The sequence below is a fragment of the Exiguobacterium sp. RIT341 genome (assembly GCF_000632205.1).
Taxonomy (GTDB): domain Bacteria; phylum Bacillota; class Bacilli; order Exiguobacteriales; family Exiguobacteriaceae; genus Exiguobacterium_A.
In genome coordinates this window covers 1-15,635 of record NZ_JFYW01000014.1, presented here as the reverse complement: position 1 = coordinate 15,635, position 15,635 = coordinate 1, and the positions used below count along the sequence as shown (strand labels likewise).

Annotated in this window: 19 protein-coding genes and 1 rRNA gene; 1 reads left to right on the top strand and 19 read right to left on the bottom strand. The window is 46.9% G+C overall.

The annotated features are described in order from the left end of the window. Nucleotides 1-110: 110 nt before the first annotated feature. The 9 genes from spoVG to metG all read right to left on the bottom strand — a co-directional run bounded on the left by spoVG (nt 111) and on the right by metG (nt 8,344). Nucleotides 111-422 carry a septation regulator SpoVG gene (gene spoVG / locus BW42_RS15805; protein WP_035413231.1) on the bottom strand — a complete coding sequence of 104 codons (312 nt, stop codon included), beginning with the start codon at nt 420-422 and terminating at the stop codon, nt 111-113. 158 nt (nt 423-580) lie between these two features. Continuing rightward, complete coding sequence (gene purR / locus BW42_RS15800; protein ID WP_023466544.1) at nt 581-1,420, bottom strand: pur operon repressor; 840 nt, start codon at nt 1,418-1,420, stop codon at nt 581-583. A 69-nt stretch (nt 1,421-1,489) separates the two neighbouring features. Then, nucleotides 1,490-2,350, bottom strand: a complete 861-nt coding sequence (gene ispE, locus BW42_RS15795) for a 4-(cytidine 5'-diphospho)-2-C-methyl-D-erythritol kinase (protein ID WP_035413228.1) — start codon at nt 2,348-2,350, stop codon at nt 1,490-1,492. Nucleotides 2,351-2,445: 95 nt separating this feature from the next. Next, complete coding sequence (locus tag BW42_RS15790) at nt 2,446-2,685, bottom strand: Veg family protein (RefSeq protein WP_012368950.1); 240 nt, start codon at nt 2,683-2,685, stop codon at nt 2,446-2,448. Between the two features lie 84 nt (nt 2,686-2,769). Beyond that, nucleotides 2,770-3,648: a 16S rRNA (adenine(1518)-N(6)/adenine(1519)-N(6))-dimethyltransferase RsmA gene (gene rsmA, locus BW42_RS15785; protein ID WP_035413227.1), complete on the bottom strand. Its 879-nt coding sequence runs from the start codon at nt 3,646-3,648 to the stop codon at nt 2,770-2,772. Continuing rightward, entirely contained in the window at nt 3,645-4,202 is a 558-nt protein-coding gene (gene rnmV / locus BW42_RS15780) for a ribonuclease M5 (protein ID WP_035413223.1), read from the bottom strand. Before rnmV ends, rsmA begins: the two co-directional genes overlap by 4 nt. A gap of 66 nt (nt 4,203-4,268) precedes the next feature. Beyond that, nucleotides 4,269-5,540 carry a 3D domain-containing protein gene (locus tag BW42_RS16660; RefSeq protein ID WP_035413220.1) on the bottom strand — a complete coding sequence of 424 codons (1,272 nt, stop codon included), beginning with the start codon at nt 5,538-5,540 and terminating at the stop codon, nt 4,269-4,271. Beyond that, nucleotides 5,537-6,304 carry a TatD family hydrolase gene (locus BW42_RS15770; protein WP_035413217.1) on the bottom strand — a complete coding sequence of 256 codons (768 nt, stop codon included), beginning with the start codon at nt 6,302-6,304 and terminating at the stop codon, nt 5,537-5,539. The genes BW42_RS16660 and BW42_RS15770 overlap by 4 nt, the downstream gene beginning before the upstream one ends. A gap of 60 nt (nt 6,305-6,364) precedes the next feature. Continuing rightward, nucleotides 6,365-8,344, bottom strand: coding sequence for a methionine--tRNA ligase (gene metG / locus BW42_RS15765; RefSeq protein ID WP_255344378.1), 1,980 nt, complete (start codon nt 8,342-8,344; stop codon nt 6,365-6,367). Nucleotides 8,345-8,668: 324 nt separating this feature from the next. On the opposite strand from metG, the gene BW42_RS15760 reads away from it, so the two are divergent. Further along, a complete protein-coding gene (locus BW42_RS15760) occupies nt 8,669-8,965 on the top strand; it encodes an AbrB/MazE/SpoVT family DNA-binding domain-containing protein (protein ID WP_023466531.1) in 297 nt (98 codons plus the stop codon). Nucleotides 8,966-9,000: 35 nt separating this feature from the next. Here the strand turns inward: BW42_RS15760 and rsmI are convergent, their stop codons facing one another. From rsmI to rrf, 10 genes are all read right to left on the bottom strand, one after another. After that, nucleotides 9,001-9,858, bottom strand: a complete 858-nt coding sequence (gene rsmI, locus BW42_RS15755; RefSeq protein ID WP_035413212.1) for a 16S rRNA (cytidine(1402)-2'-O)-methyltransferase — start codon at nt 9,856-9,858, stop codon at nt 9,001-9,003. Next, nucleotides 9,855-10,109, bottom strand: coding sequence for a GIY-YIG nuclease family protein (locus BW42_RS15750; protein ID WP_035413209.1), 255 nt, complete (start codon nt 10,107-10,109; stop codon nt 9,855-9,857). The genes rsmI and BW42_RS15750 overlap by 4 nt, the downstream gene beginning before the upstream one ends. Next, complete coding sequence (locus tag BW42_RS15745; RefSeq protein WP_035413207.1) at nt 10,102-10,839, bottom strand: tRNA1(Val) (adenine(37)-N6)-methyltransferase; 738 nt, start codon at nt 10,837-10,839, stop codon at nt 10,102-10,104. The genes BW42_RS15750 and BW42_RS15745 overlap by 8 nt, the downstream gene beginning before the upstream one ends. Nucleotides 10,840-10,890: 51 nt before the next feature. Beyond that, nucleotides 10,891-11,241, bottom strand: coding sequence for a DNA replication initiation control protein YabA (yabA, locus tag BW42_RS15740; protein ID WP_119182633.1), 351 nt, complete (start codon nt 11,239-11,241; stop codon nt 10,891-10,893). A gap of 8 nt (nt 11,242-11,249) precedes the next feature. Continuing rightward, nucleotides 11,250-12,080 (bottom strand): stage 0 sporulation family protein, encoded by an 831-nt coding sequence (locus tag BW42_RS15735; protein WP_029343044.1) that lies wholly within the window; start codon nt 12,078-12,080, stop codon nt 11,250-11,252. A gap of 6 nt (nt 12,081-12,086) precedes the next feature. Further along, a complete protein-coding gene (locus BW42_RS15730) occupies nt 12,087-13,079 on the bottom strand; it encodes a DNA polymerase (RefSeq protein ID WP_035413204.1) in 993 nt (330 codons plus the stop codon). Next, nucleotides 13,079-13,408, bottom strand: coding sequence for a cyclic-di-AMP receptor (locus BW42_RS15725; protein ID WP_023466519.1), 330 nt, complete (start codon nt 13,406-13,408; stop codon nt 13,079-13,081). Before BW42_RS15725 ends, BW42_RS15730 begins: the two co-directional genes overlap by 1 nt. Continuing rightward, a complete protein-coding gene (tmk, locus tag BW42_RS15720) occupies nt 13,405-14,043 on the bottom strand; it encodes a dTMP kinase (RefSeq protein ID WP_035413201.1) in 639 nt (212 codons plus the stop codon). The genes BW42_RS15725 and tmk overlap by 4 nt, the downstream gene beginning before the upstream one ends. Then, nucleotides 14,040-15,458, bottom strand: a complete 1,419-nt coding sequence (locus tag BW42_RS15715) for an aminotransferase class I/II-fold pyridoxal phosphate-dependent enzyme (RefSeq protein ID WP_035413198.1) — start codon at nt 15,456-15,458, stop codon at nt 14,040-14,042. Before BW42_RS15715 ends, tmk begins: the two co-directional genes overlap by 4 nt. Before the next feature lie 69 nt (nt 15,459-15,527). Then, a 5S ribosomal RNA gene (gene rrf, locus BW42_RS15710) occupies nt 15,528-15,635 on the bottom strand; the annotation flags it as partial.

Here is a 15,635-nt window from a genome sequence, read left to right as displayed (position 1 = left end):
GTTCCAACTATAACGAAAATGGCATCGTTATTCAATGATGGGACGAAGCGGAATCGATGAAAAAACGAGAAAAAGACAGGTTTTCCCAAGAAGAGAAACCTGTCTTTTTCTTATGCTTGATCTGTCGTTTGGGCAGAAGAGACTTCGTAACAGACGCCTTCTTCTTGATCCTCACGTGCCGCATAGGCTTCGAGTACTGAATCTTCGACCTTTTTTCGCATTAATGCATTGATTGGATGAGCGACATCCCGGAAGATACCTTCTTGCGTTCGTTTGCTTGGCATGGCGACGAAGAGACCACTGTTCCCTTCGATGACACGCAAATCATGTACCACGAATTCGTGGTCGAGCGTAATAGAGGCAAGTGCTTTCATTCGACCCTCTGCTACGACGCGACGAATTTTAACGTCCGTAACGTTCATTTTGTCCGCACCCCTTTAACCGTTGTCACAACTCTTCGTTGTCTACTTCTACTTACGGCTTAAAACAAACAAAGGTTTAGTCTTTCCCAATCTTTTTACGCATAATTTCCAAAAGTTTGATAATTACAGTATAGTTACAATCCATGCGGCTGTCAATTTCAGGTAGTCTCAGCTTCTGAGAAATAGTGGTCGACGTTTCCACGCTTAACTTGGATTTGACCAAGGTCGACGTCGACGTCCGCTAATTTCATTAAGCTAACGTATTCGTTGACCATCTTCTTCTCAGCACCCTCTGCCTCGATCAAAACACCAACACCTGCGACCTTTGCTTCAAACTCGCTTAAGAGACTCATCATTCCGCGAATCGTTCCGCCGGCTTTCATGAAGTCATCAATCAATAAGACATTCGCTCCACGTGGTAAACTTCGACGCGCGAGTGCCATCGTCCGGATCGCTTTTGAAGAACCCGAGACATAGTTGATGCTGACTGTTGATCCTTCCGTAACACGACTATCTGAACGCACGATGACGAACGGTACACCAAGTTGCTCAGCGACTGCATAAGCAAGTGGAATCCCCTTCGTTGCGATCGTCATGACGACATCGACTTTCTTTTGGCTAAAGACAGATGCAAACACTTGTCCCATTTGTTTGACCATCTTCGGATCTCCAAGTAAGTCCGTCAAATAAAGGTATCCCCCCGGTAACAGTCGGTCTGGACGAGCGACACGTTCACATAGATCATCGATGAACGGTAACGCCTTCTTACTGCTCCACGTTGGAATGAACATGACGCCACCCGCAGCACCTGGTACTGTAACGAGACGACCTGTTCCCTCATGTTCTAACATCTCGCTGACGATATCTAAATCTTCACTGATCGACGATTTCGCCGATTTATAACGTTCTGCAAAAATCGTCAATGAGACGAGATGATGGGGATGGTCAAGCAAGTACCGCGTCATGTCGACCAATCGACCACTTCTCCGAATTTTCATTTGTTTCGTTCCACCTCTCCGTAATTCCGAATATTCAATAGTGAATATATCATTTTCATACGGATATTATCAATGGTTTTCGCCTAAAAGACGAACGACGTAGACTTCGTTACAAAAGCCGCGTAATCCATTATAGAGACGTTGTGCCCGATTTTCATGCTCCGTTAGAGCAAAGACCGTCGGACCACTTCCGCTCATCAAGACGCCTTCTGCGCCACAACTTGCCATGAATTCCTTGATTTGCTCGACTTCTGGGTGCATCGGCAACGTGACCGCTTCGAGAACATTACCGAGTGATTGGCAGATGGCTTGGAAATCTTGCGCCTTCACCGCATCAATCATTGCTTCGACGTTCGGACGTTTTGCCGTGTTCAAGTCGAGGGCACCATAGACGTCAGCTGTTGAAACACCGATCGTCGGTTTAGCAAGAACAACCCAGCATGGGGGTGGTGAGACAAGTTTTTCTAGCTTCTCTCCGCGACCCGTTGCAATCGCTGTTCCACCCATGACACAAAACGGGACGTCAGAGCCCACTGCTGCGCCGACTTCCGCCAACTCTTCAAGCGTCAAACCGAGTTGCCACAACTCATTTAATCCGCGTAACGTCGCTGCCGCGTCACTGGATCCACCAGCGAGTCCGGCTGCAACTGGAATGTGTTTCTCTAAAAAGATCTCTACTCCTGTCTTGACGTCGTATTTTTCTTTTAAGATCGCTGCTGCTTTATAAGCAAGATTACGTTCGTCGTTCGGAACGTAAGCATGCTGGGCATTCATTCGAATTTCTCCTGACGGCAGCTCCGTCAATTCTAGACGGTCTGCCAAATCGACTGTCGTCATCACCATATGTACATCGTGATAGCCGTCCGGGCGCTTTGCCGTCGCATCCAGGACTAGGTTGATCTTGGCCGGAGCCTTTACAATAATCGTCATCGTGCCGTTCCTCCTCTAGTTCGTTTCCTGTAGGAATTGTATCAACCTTTCCACAAAAAAAGAAGCGAACATTTTGTCCGCTTCGGAAGGTAAGTTTACGAATTCGCAAATTCGATTTGTACGGAGTCTGTTAGCACGTCGGCGTAGCTATAAGAAACTCGCTCGACATTGTGGCGCTCTGCGTCTAGCTTGACTACAAACACCGAAGGATACGTCTCAACGAGCGTTCCGATTCGGGTTACGACCTTTTTACGACCGCCGCTTGCTTTTAGCGTCAGTCTTTCACCAACATGTGTTTCGAAAACATGTCTGATTTCGTTCAACGTCTTTGGCATACGCTTCACCTCACTAATATTTATTATAGCATATTAAATAAATATTAGAAAGGGGAAATATTATATCTGTTCTACTCGTATCCGTCAACGTTTTTTAATTGGCAAAAGTGCATCTGCTAACTGTGCGAATTCCTGCAGGCTGAGCGTTTCTCCGCGACGACGTGGTTCAACCCCAGCTTCTAACAACGCCGCTTCGACCGCTGCTTTTTCCGTTTTCCCGAAGTGTGTCGTCAAGTTGTTTAAAATCGTTTTCCGACGTTGTGCAAAACTTGCTCGGACGATTTCAAAGAAGAGTGCCTCATCCTGTGTCTGTACCGCCGGCTCTTTTCGAATGTTCAAGCGGATGACTGCTGAATCGACGTTTGGTGCTGGAATGAAGACTTGTTTTGGGACCGTGAAGCAGACTTCAGCTTCCGCGTAGTATTGAATCGCGATCGATAGAGATCCATATGCTTTCGTGCCTGGTTTTGCACCGATTCGTTCAGCGACTTCCTTTTGAATCATCATGACGAGCGTCCGAAACGGTGCTTTCGCTTCAAGGATCCGCATGATAATCGGTGTCGTGACATAATACGGGAGGTTCGCGACGACGGCAATGTCGGTGATGCCTTCTTGCGTGAACTCTTCAGCAACGATCGTCGAAAGATCGAGTTCAAGAGCATCACCGTGAATGACCTTCGTATGGGGATATGGTGCAAGTGTATCATCAAGAATCGGTAACAATCGTTGATCGATTTCAAGAGCAACGACTTTTTTCGCCTGTTTCGCCGATTGTTCCGTCAATGAGCCGATTCCTGGTCCGATCTCGAGTACACCACTCTCAGGCGTTAATCCAGCTGCTCCGACGATGTTTCCTAATACATTTAAATCGATTAAAAAGTTTTGCCCTAACGATTTTTTAAACGAAAAGCCATGTTTCGCTAAAATTTCTTTCGTCCGGTGCAATGTAGCAATGTCTTTCAAACTTCTTCCTCCTCTAGTTGTTTCAACGCTGCTTCCCATTCCGCCAGCGTGATCCGGATCGATGCGACACGTTTGACGAGTTGTTTTGCATTCGGTTCACCAATCGCAAGAATCTGACCGAGACGACGACGACGGATCGAGGCTGCTGGTCCACCAATCAAATCAGCTGCCAAAATCATCTCACGTGTCACTTCGGCAACCGGTGCTTCTTCCGTCTCATAGACAGCAGCGAGCGCCTCTTCGATTGCGGCAGGTGAGGCATGTTCAACACCAATTTTACCGCGCTTATCTTTTGCTTGAGCACGCGGAAGATAGGCATGTTTACAGCCTGGTACACGTTCATTGATTCGGGCACGGATACGATCTCCTGGAAAATCAGGATCCGTGAAAATGATGACACCGCGTCGTTCGAGGGCCTTCTCAATGCGTTGCATCGTCTGTTCATTAACGGCTGAACCGTTCGTTTCAATTGTATCGACATCAAAAACTTCTTGTAATCGTGTCGTATCATCTCGTCCTTCGACGACGATGACTTCTTTTAAGCGTTTCCGCATGATCTCTCCACCTTCTTCAAACACTCTCGTAATTGTACCTGTTTCCACGAAAAAAACAAGGAAGCGTCACGTGTCCGCTTCCGTTGCACTAGGAATGACCCAGACTTGCAGTTGTTTTCGACCGAACGTCTTTGCTTTTTGTTCACCATCGACTAAAATATCAATCTTATTGCCTTTAATGGCACCACCTGTATCGAGAGCGATCGCAAGACCAACCCCTTCGACGTAGACCTTCGTGCCAAGCGGAATGACCTTCGGATCAACCGCGATGATCGGCAAACCTTGATAAGTGATCGTATCGGTCACGTCATACCCGGTCGCTGTCAAGGCACGACCATTGTACAAACGACTGCCGTTCGAAGCTGGGTCGTTCGTATACGCCGTCGCTTCGACCATCAAGCTCTTCGCACTCTCAAAATCAAGATCCGCATCGGCTTTCGGTGTTTCAGTTAGCGGATTGGTCGCTTGTTTTTCGTTGAAGACGGGCGCTTCGATTGGTGTCTCAATCGGTTTTGTCCCGACTTTGACGACTTGTTTGATCGGCGTCCGTGTCACTTGGTCATCAATCAGTTTTTTCTCTTTACTAAGACCGTCAGCTAACGTCAATTGATACTTTTTCGTTCGGACACCCGGACGACCTGATGTCGTCACCAGTTGCTCGCCTTCCGGTAAGGTCGGATCCTCGACTTCTTCGATCTCAAACGGAACGAGTTGATCCTGAGTCAACGTCGCACGACGTGTCGTGTTGACCGTAATCAACGTCCCTTCCGTCACGCGGGTATCGGGATTTGGAGCGACCCGATCTTCCTTTTGAAGACGGATTCCTTCCCGTTCTAACAATTCGCGGACCGTCGTTTCATACGTGTAGAGTTGTCGGGCTTTTCCCCCGACGACGAGATCAACGGGAAAAGCTTCGCGGTACCGCACCGTCATACCACTCGTCAATACCGCGTCAGAAGACGGATAGATATCATCCGTGTCGGCTTTCTTGATACCGCGCTCTGCAAGTAGATCCTTTACTTGACGCGCCTGCGTCCGGACGCGACGGGACTCACCGTAGCCCATGATCAATGTGATTTCTTTTGCCCGCTGAATGACGATTAATCGTTTTTTCGGCAGGTCGGCACTAAGAGCCGGTTCAATCACATCATTGTCACGCGTCGTAATGCCGGCTTCTTTGAGAACGCCATAAACAGAATCAGCCGTTGTCTTCACCTGCTGCTCTTGTCCATCAATCAAAACTGTCACGGTTCGTGGATGATCCATCATCCCATAGACGAGTGCAGCCGCAAGTAGCAGGCTGCACCCGATTGTAATGAACGTCAACGAACGCATCATGGCAAACGGAAGACCCGTTTTGCATTTTCCGTTGTTGCTGCTTCCACATCGGCATACATCATGCCACGGAGCTGCGCAATTTCTTCAGCGACGAACCGAACGTAAGCCGGCTCGTTGCGTTTACCGCGGTGTGGTGTTGGTGTCAGATACGGACAGTCCGTCTCAACGAGTAAACGATCGAGCGGTACTTCCTGTGCAACACGTTTTGGCATTTTCGCGTTTTTGAACGTAACAGGTCCACCAAGTGAAATATAGAAGTTCATCGCTAGGCAACGCGGTAACAATTCAGCACTCATACTGTAGCTATGCAAAATACCACCGACTTCTTTTGCATCCTCTTCTTCAAGGATTCGTAACGTATCTTCTGTCGCTTCCCGGTTATGGATGACGATCGGTTTTTTCTTCTGCTTCGCGAGACGGATCTGTTTGCGGAAAGCTTCCTGTTGGACGTCTTTCGGTGACGTATCCCAGTGGTAGTCGAGTCCGATTTCTCCAAGCGCAACGACTTTTTCATGATCCATCAATCGTTCGACCTTTTGATAGGCTTCCTCATCAAAATCAATCGAGTCGACGGGATGCCATCCGATGACCGCATAAAGATCATCGTACGCTTCGACGAGTTCCATCGCGCGGTCGATTGTCTTATGATCAAATCCGACGACGATCATCGGTGAAACGCCGTTTGCACGTGCCCGCTCGATCGTTTCATGAACGTCTTCCGCGAATTGGTCTGCATTCAAGTGAGTGTGTGTATCGATTAACATATCTTATTCGACTCCTTCTTTAAAAAAATGCCTGTGACATGAAGTCCACAGGCATCGGTTTTATTTTACGCTTGCGCCGTTTGCCATCGTTGATGGGACCGTCGCGAGTTCAAGTTTTCCTGCTTTCTCAGCAGCAAGGACCATTCCTTGGGAGAGTTCGCCACGTAACGTGACCGGTTTTAAGTTCGCTACGACGATGACCTTACGTCCGACTAAATCTTCCGGCTCATACCATTGCGCGATACCAGAGACGATTTGGCGTGTTTCTTTGCCCATATCGACTTGTAACTTCAGTAGTTTTTTCGCCTTCTTGATCTTTTCAGCCGTCACGACTTCACCGACACGTAACTCGATCTGATCAAAGACATCGATCGTCGTTTCCGGACGAATGTCTTCATCAGCCTCTTCGACTTCCTCTTCTTCCACACGTGCTGCAGAAGCTTGATGCATCATGTCGACGATTGCTTCGACCTCTTCTTTGACATCAAGACGTGGGAAAATCGGTGTCGCTGTACCAACTTTTGTTCCTGGTGTGATGTCTGCGAATTTCTCGAGCGCTGCCCAGTCCATCGCTTGTCCGGAGAGACCAAGTTGCGCGAAGATCTCTTTTGGTGAACGCGTCATGAACGGTTGCAACATGATCGCCACGTGACGTAAGACGCCGACGAGATGCACCATGACCGAACCGAGTTCCGCCGTTTTGGATTCGTCTTTTGCAAGAACCCACGGTTGTGTCTCATCGATGTATTTATTGGCACGGCTGATTAATTGCCAAATGTTCGATAGCACGACAGAGAATTCCATGTGTTCCATCGATGCTTCGACTTTCGTGACCGTTTCTTTTGCAAGATCCGAGAGTGTCGCATCAAACGGTGTCACATTGCCTGTATAGGCTGGGATCTCACCGTCAAAGTATTTCGTGACCATCGCGATCGTTCGGTTGAGTAAGTTCCCAAGGTCGTTTGCTAAATCGTAGTTCATCCGCTCAACGAATGCTTCAGGTGTGAACATACCATCTGAACCGAATGGAACTTCGCGTAACAAGTAATAACGAAGGGCGTCAAGACCGTAACGATCCGTCAATGGGATCGGATCAACGACGTTCCCTTTTGATTTCGACATTTTTCCGTCTTTCATCAACAACCAACCGTGTGCGAAGACTTTCTTCGGTAATGGGAGATCAAGTGCCATCAAGAGTGCCGGCCAAATGATCGTGTGGAAACGAACGATTTCTTTTCCGACGAGATGAACATCTGCTGGCCAGTACTTATCGAAATTACCATGATCGTCCGTACCATAACCGAGTGACGAGATATAGTTCGTCAACGCATCGATCCAGACGTAGACGACGTGCTTCGGATTCGATGGGACTTGTACACCCCAGTTGAATGTCGTCCGTGAGACCGCTAAGTCTTGGAGACCCGGTTTAATGAAGTTATTGATCATTTCGTGTTTACGTGATTCTGGCAAGATAAATGACGGATTCGCTTCAAAGTACTCAAGCAGACGGTCCGCGTACTTGCTGATCCGGAAGAAGTAACATTCTTCGCGAACGAGTTCGACTGGGTGTCCACTATCGGGGCTCTTTCCGTCGACGAGTTGTGATTCCGTATAGTACGTCTCATCCGGAATCGAATACCAACCTTCGTATTCACCTAGGTAGATATCGCCTGATTCAAGAAGTGTCTCGAACACTTTTTCGACGACTTTCTTGTGACGTGGTTCTGTCGTCCGGATATAATCATCGTACGAGATGTCGAGACGATCCCATAAGACTTTAATCTGCTCGACGACACCATCGACGAATGCCTGTTCCGAGATACCTGCTTCTGCTGCTTTTTCCTGAATCTTTTGACCGTGCTCATCGCTACCTGTCAAATACCGGACGTCGAATCCTTGAAGTCGTTTGTACCGTGCCATTGCATCTCCAGCCACCGTCGTATACGCGTGACCGATATGTAGTTTTGCACTTGGATAATAAATCGGGGTCGTGATATAAAATGTCTTTGCCATGTTATTCCTCCGTTCTCTTATTTCCATCTTCATTATAGGCTATTATACGCTGTTACGGGACTGATGTCGAAATTCACTTTTTGTCGAATCGAAACATTTTTTGACATCAGACATCAAATTACAAAAAAACACACTCTATAGTTTCATTTCCTTTAAAAAGGGAAAATATATTAATAAATCGTTTCAAATATGGGTTTTTTGAGAAATAAATGACATTTTGATTTCAAGCTATACAGATTGGTTGACTACTTTTGGAAAGTCTAGTATTCTACATTCTATAGAAACGATGTCGAATTTTGACGATTTTTCAAAAGAAAAAGAGATCCATGACATCAAAGGAGGAACAACAAAATGAAATCAACAGGTATTGTACGTAAAGTAGACGAGCTCGGTCGTGTCGTAATTCCAATCGAATTACGCCGTACACTTCAAATCGCAGAAAAGGATGCCCTCGAGATCTATGTCGACAACGAACAGATCATCCTTAAAAAATATAAACCAAACATGACTTGCCAAGTGACAGGTGAAGTATCAGAAGATAACTTCAAATTGGCTGATGGTAAATTGATTCTTTCACCAGATGGCGCACAACGCGTTCTCGTTGAATTAAAAGATTTCCTCGATCGTCATTACGCAAGCAACGAATAAACAAAAAAGGAAGCTCCTTAACGGGGCTTCTTTTTTTAATCTGCTTCGTGAAACGCGAGGTACAATTCCTGACGATCCAGTCCTCGTTCTTTTGCGACACGCTTCAACGCTGCATTCGGCTTTTCGCCCTCTTCGATATACCGACGGATTTGCTCGAGCGGATCACTGTCTTGAATGACGGCATCCGGTCGTTCTTCGTTTGATCCTTCGACAAGGACGACGAACTCACCTCGAACGTCTTCTGCTGCCCAAGCGCGTAATTCACTCACACTTCCACGAATATACTCTTCATACCGTTTCGTTAGTTCTCGGGCTAACGTCACCTGGCGATCACCAAGTACTTCTTCGATCCCTTGCAACATCTCTTTCAATCGATGCGGTGCTTCATAAAAGATGAGTGTTCCTGATTCGTATTTCAATTGCTCTAACGCTTCGCGGCGTTCTTTTTTCTTTCGTGGCAAAAAACCATAATACAAAAAGCGTTCTGTCGACAGACCGGACGCGACAAGGGCTGTCAATGCAGCGTTCGCACCCGGAAGAACGATGACAGGAATATCTGCTGCGATCGCTTGGCGGATCAAATCGCTTCCCGGGTCCGAAATACCGGGCATCCCGGCGTCGGAGACGAGGGCAATTTGCTTTCCCGCCTCTAAATCAGCGAGTAGTCGTTCGCCACTTGTTTGTTTATTGTGTTCGTGGTAACTGACCAGCTTCGTCTCAATCGAAAAATGCCGAAACAGTTTCATCGTCTGCCGGGTATCTTCTGCTGCGACGATATCAGATTCCTGTAAGATCCGGACAGCTCGATACGTCATGTCTTCTAAATTGCCGATTGGTGTCGGGACGATATAGAGACCGACTCCTTGCTGTTGATAGCTACTTGTCGCTTTCATGAGGTTCCTCCTTGAATCAAACGCTCTTTCTGTGAACGTGTCAATTGTTTAATCGCGTATTCCCGCTTCATCGCTTCTGATTTTGTCGCGAAAATTTCCTCATGAACGAGGACGACCGGCAGACGGGCACGTGTATACTTCGCCCCCTTGCCTGCATTATGTGTTGCGATGCGTTGCGTAACGTCTACCGCGTAACCCGTATAATACGTATCATCTTGGCAACGAACGATATAGACTGCATGCTCAGACATCGAACAGTTCCTTCATCTGAGCCGCATACGAGTTGTCCGCTTCATAGACGATGAACGGGGAAAGAACCTTCAGTCCAGGTTTTGCATCCTTGATCCCCTCGATCAAAAGCATGTTCGCTTCCTTCCCTGCCTTCGGATAAATCAACTGCATCCGTTTCGGTTCCAAGCGGTATGTTCGCATCAAAGTGACGATATCGAGCAGTCGTTCCGGTCGATGCACGAACGCTGCCTTTCCGCCTTGTTTTAACAAATCAGATGCACCACGAATACAGTCTTCAAGTGTACAGAGGACTTCATGCCTTGCGATCGTATAATGTTCACTTTGGTTTTGGTTTGATGTCTCGTTGGCTAAAAAATAAGGCGGATTACAGGTGACAGCATCATAGATGCCGTATCCAAGACGTGCCCCCGCCTCTTTGACGTCACCATCAATCATCTCAATCTGGTCGTTCAGTTCATTCAAGTTAATGCTACGTCGCGCCATCTCCGCTAGTCGCGGCTGAATTTCAAGACCCGTGATCTGCCCTTTCGTCCGGTAGGATAAAAAGAGTGGGATCGCACCGTTCCCAGAGCAAAGATCGGCAATCCGCCCCTGTTGAATTGGAACCCATGCAAATCGTGCGAGCAATGCCGCATCGAGTGAATAGGAGAAGACAGATGGACTTTGAATGATTTTCCCTTCTTGTCCTAAGAGATAATCAAGTCGTTCGTCTGGTAATAGTTTAAACATGTCGTGCCTTCCTTTCCGAAAAAAAGACTGACTCATGTAGAAGTCAGCCTCTCAATGTTTCGTTAACATGGATAAGCAGAAGAGACAATCGCCGTCTTTTCGTACTTGTCCATAATGCAAGTTACAGATGTGGAACCCTTCCTGGTACAATCGTCCGAGATTGTCATAGCCTGCACCAACGCCTGCTTCCGCTTCTTCCGCTTCCGTGACCGGCTGTTGTTCATCGCGTTCGACTTTTTCCCGAAGATGATGATTCTCCAGATACAGATGTTGGTTCTCTTCCATCATGTAAGCCAGCTGATCCTTTAACACGCTCAGATGCTCAGTCAGCAAATGAATCTGTTGCTCAATCGCATCGACACGCGTAATGATTTCTTTTTTATCGACTCTCTCCACGCGTATGCACCCCGTTATTCTTTTGGTCGTTTTGGTTTTACGGCACCAACGGATAATAGTTCTTCCATCGAATACGTCAAGACGCGGGAACGATCCTTCAGTTCAATTTGAACGACTTGATCGAGGATGTTCAAGCCAACGACGCGTCCTTCGCCTTCAGGTACCGTCAAACGTTTTCCATAGTCCGGCAAGTCACGGCGCATCTCTTCATACGTATCGTTCTCATATTTTAGACAGCACATTAAACGACCACACACCCCTGAAATCTTCGTCGGATTCAACGACAGGTTTTGATCTTTTGCCATCTTGATCGAGACCGGTTCGAACTCACCAAGGAAAGATGAACAACATAAGACACGACCACATGGACCAATGCCTCCAAGTAACTTCGCTTCATCTCGAACACCGATTTGACGGAGTTCGATGCGTGTCCGGAAAACAGCCGCTAAATCTTTGACGAGCTCACGGAAGTCAACACGTCCTTCTGCCGTGAAGTAGAAGATGACCTTATTGCGGTCAAACGTGTACTCGACATCGACCAATTTCATATCGAGTTTATGTTCACGGATTTTTTCGACACATACCGCATGCGCATCAAGCGCTGCGACTTTATTTTCGCGGACGATCATTGCATCTTTATCGTCAGCAATTCGAAGAATGGATTTCAGTGGCAACACCACATCTTCTTCGTCCATTTGTTTATCGGCGATGACCACTTCGCCATATTCAATGCCCCGTACCGTCTCAACGATGACTGCTTGTCCTCGTGATAATGACTCTTGTCCAGGTGCAAAATAATAAATTTTGCCCGCTTCTTTAAAGCGAACGCCTACTACTTCTAGCATGTCGCTCTACCCTTTCTGTAAGTCAAACATGAGACGCTCAACTGTTAATTGGGGATTAACATTCGCTTCGACCCGTCGGACTGCGGCAAGCACAGCTTGTAACCAGCGGGTGATCGTCGTCTGGCTCTTGGACCCCATCTGTTCAAGTTGGGGTTTACTATTCGTATAGGTCATACCTTCCCACGCCGGATTCAGTTTCAGGCGTAAGACATCCTCGAAGAAACAAGTGACGAGTTCAAGACCAATTCGGACATCCTGACGGTTCTTGAATTGTCCCATCCATTTCTCTTGTACGAACAGTGGTAAATCAGCCGGACGATTCGCTAATTCCTCCATCAATTGTAACACTGACGCTCGCGCATTTACAAACCAGTCTTCGAGTAATGCTTCTTCTGCATCCTCGACTTTTGGATAGACACGCGCTGCCAGTTGCGTCAACTCGTGGTCCCGTCCCGTTTTTTCAGATAAAACCTCGCCAATCATTTGACGATCCGCTGGACGAAAACTTAATAACTGTCCCCGCGATCGAATTGTAGGTAAAAGGAGTTGAGGTTGATTCGTCAACAATAAGGCCACTTTTCCTTCTCCTGGTTCCTCAAAGAACTTCAGCAAACTGTTCGCTGCTTGGGGAGTCATCTTATGGGACTGTGTAATGACATAAATCTGACGATCGCCTTCAAGTCCTCGGAGTGAGAGATCATGCATCAATTGTTGAATCTGTTCTTTTTTGATGGTCGCGCCATCTGGTTCGATTTCATAATAATCGACCAAGTTACCACTTTCCATCCGCCGACAGCTACGACAGACACCACACGGCTCCACATCGACCGGGGTCTCACAAAAAAGGCTTTTCGCGAACAAGTGAGCCGCTTCAAGTAGAAGCGGCTCATAGTCTCCAGTGAAGATATAAGCGTGATTGATTCGATCGTTTCGTAACGAATTTTGAAGAATCGTCGAAATGACCGATTGTGTCTGTTCCAGTTCATGAAACGTCTGCATCAGAATTGGTGAAACCCTTCGATTGGCAAGACGAAGACCGTTGCCCCGCCTACCTGGACTTCAACAGGGTACGGGATATAAGAATCGGCATGACCACCCATTGGTGAGATTGGAGAGACCATCTGTTCACGACTCGAACAATTCTTTTTGATCAATCTTAACAGATCATCGAGACGCTCACTCTGTACACCAATCATGAACGTCGTGTTTCCCTCTTTAAGAAAACCACCTGTCGTTGCTAGTTTCGTTGCTCGGAAATCATGCTCGACAAGCGCTTCCGCCAAACGTAAGCTGTCTTTATCTTGAACAATCGTAATGACCATTTTCATGAGAATCTCTCCTTTTCTTCTAAATACGTAATGACATCTTCCACTAAGTCCTGATGAATCACTTCAATCGATCGATTGGCTTGTACAATCTGTACCCGTTCTGGGTCCGATGCCGCAATCTGTTTGAAACCATCATAGACACGGGCACGAAACGCATCATCTCGTTGCTCGATTCGATCAAGTGCTCCCCGGTCCATCATTCGTTTTTTAGAATCCGTTACCGTTAAATCAAATAAATACGTCCGGTCTGGCGCTAATCCACCTGTTGCAGAATCATTGATATGACGCACGAGATCAATCGGATGTCCAAGTCCATATCCTTGATAGGCAAGTGAGGCATCAACGAATCGGTCACATAAGATGATTGTGCCTGCCTCTAACGCCGGTCGAATCAATTCTTCGACATGCTGGGCACGAGACGCTGCATACAGCAGAATTTCCGTCATCTCTTTCATTTCTTCAAAATCAGGATTTAAAATCAATGAACGAATTTCGTTCCCAACGCGTGTGCCACCTGGCTCACGGGTCATCATGACATTATAGCCCTTTTCTTTTAACACATCATTAAGCAATTGTAGTTGTGTCGTTTTCCCGGCACCATCCGGTCCTTCGACAGTAATGAACGTACCTTTCATCTTTCAAACCCTTCCTCTATGACGCGTAACGCTCCTTGTTGCAATTGTTCGCCCCCTTGCAAATGAACGGCTACGGTTTGATAATGTCGTAAACGTAGTACCTGTTCCGCCGTAATGCGTTCGCCTCTGACGATCAACGGAATGCCTGGCGGGTACGGAATAATGGTTTCGAGTGAAACATGACCGATACACTCATCCAGCTGACGGAACGTACCTGTTGCTTGTTCTAACTGTTCATAAGAACAAGCTAAAGCAGATACCTGTATTTTACCCATAATTGGTTGCTCGATATACCTTTTCAAAGGAATTCCTTCTGATTTCATCATTTGAATAGCGCGTTCGACACGATGAACCCAGTCATCCTGCTCAGACTTTGCTAGCGGACGAAGTGGCAAAATACAGACGACGTGATCTCCTAGAGCAAATTCCGCATCGAGTTGAACAGCTCGTAACGCGTGCAACAACGCATCTCCTGAATATCCCTCATACGTTAATGTCATCCGTGACCAATCATCGAAGCGAAGGACGGTCATATGATCGAACCGTTGAAGTGATTCGATAAACGCATCGTGACTAACCTGAATATCTGACATACCTTCAACTGTCCATTGTTCACGATAGGAACGGGCATAGTCTAATGAAGCCAGTAACAAATACGAAGGACTTGAGGTTTGAAACGCTTGGAGCGCTCGCTGTAACTTTCTTCTCATCTTTTCCGAAAATCGCTCGTGCATCCATGCTCCCATCGTCAGTGCAGGAAGCGTTTTATGGGCAGACTGGACAACAGCGGTTGCTCCTAATTCAAATGCAGAACGAACACCAAATGCTTTACCGAAGTGTGCACCGTGTGCTTCATCCACTAATAAAGGGAGTCCGTGCGACGTCGTGAGCTGAACGAGTGACGTGATATCAGCCACTTCTCCGTAATATGTCGGTGAAGTGATAAACACGCCAACTCCTCCTGGATATTTCGTAAACGCTTCCTTTAATGTTTCACGTGAAACATGACCACTGATTCCCGTTTCTTTATGGGTATCTGGTTCAAGAAAGATCGGTTCGATTCCTAACCATTCGAGTGCATTAAATACCGATTTATGTGAATTACGCTGTACATAAACACGCTCTCCTCTTGTTGCTACAGCTGCAAGCATCGCCCAGTTCCCAACAGTCGAACCATTCACAAGGAAATGACTCGCTTTTGCATCGTAGACTTTTTGAAGCAAAGCTATTGCGTCTGCAATAGCCTCTTCCGGATGATGAAAATCATCTAGACCAGGTAATTCTGTGACGTCCCATTTAAAAAAGTCAGGAAGAGGTGTCAGAGTCCCATTCTTATGTCCAGGAACATGCCATGAGATGGGCGTTCGATCTAAGTGACGTTGAAGTGCATATACAATAGGAAGTTCGTGTTTCATGAAAAAACTCCTTTTCCTTTAAAATGATTACACAAAAAGACCGACCTGCAATCTGCAGATCGGTCAAGTGCCTGGCAACGTCCTATCCTCACAGGGGGAAGCCCCCAACTACTTTCGGCGTTCAAGTGCTTAACTTCCGTGTTCGGCATGGGAACGGGTGTGACCACTTGGCTATCG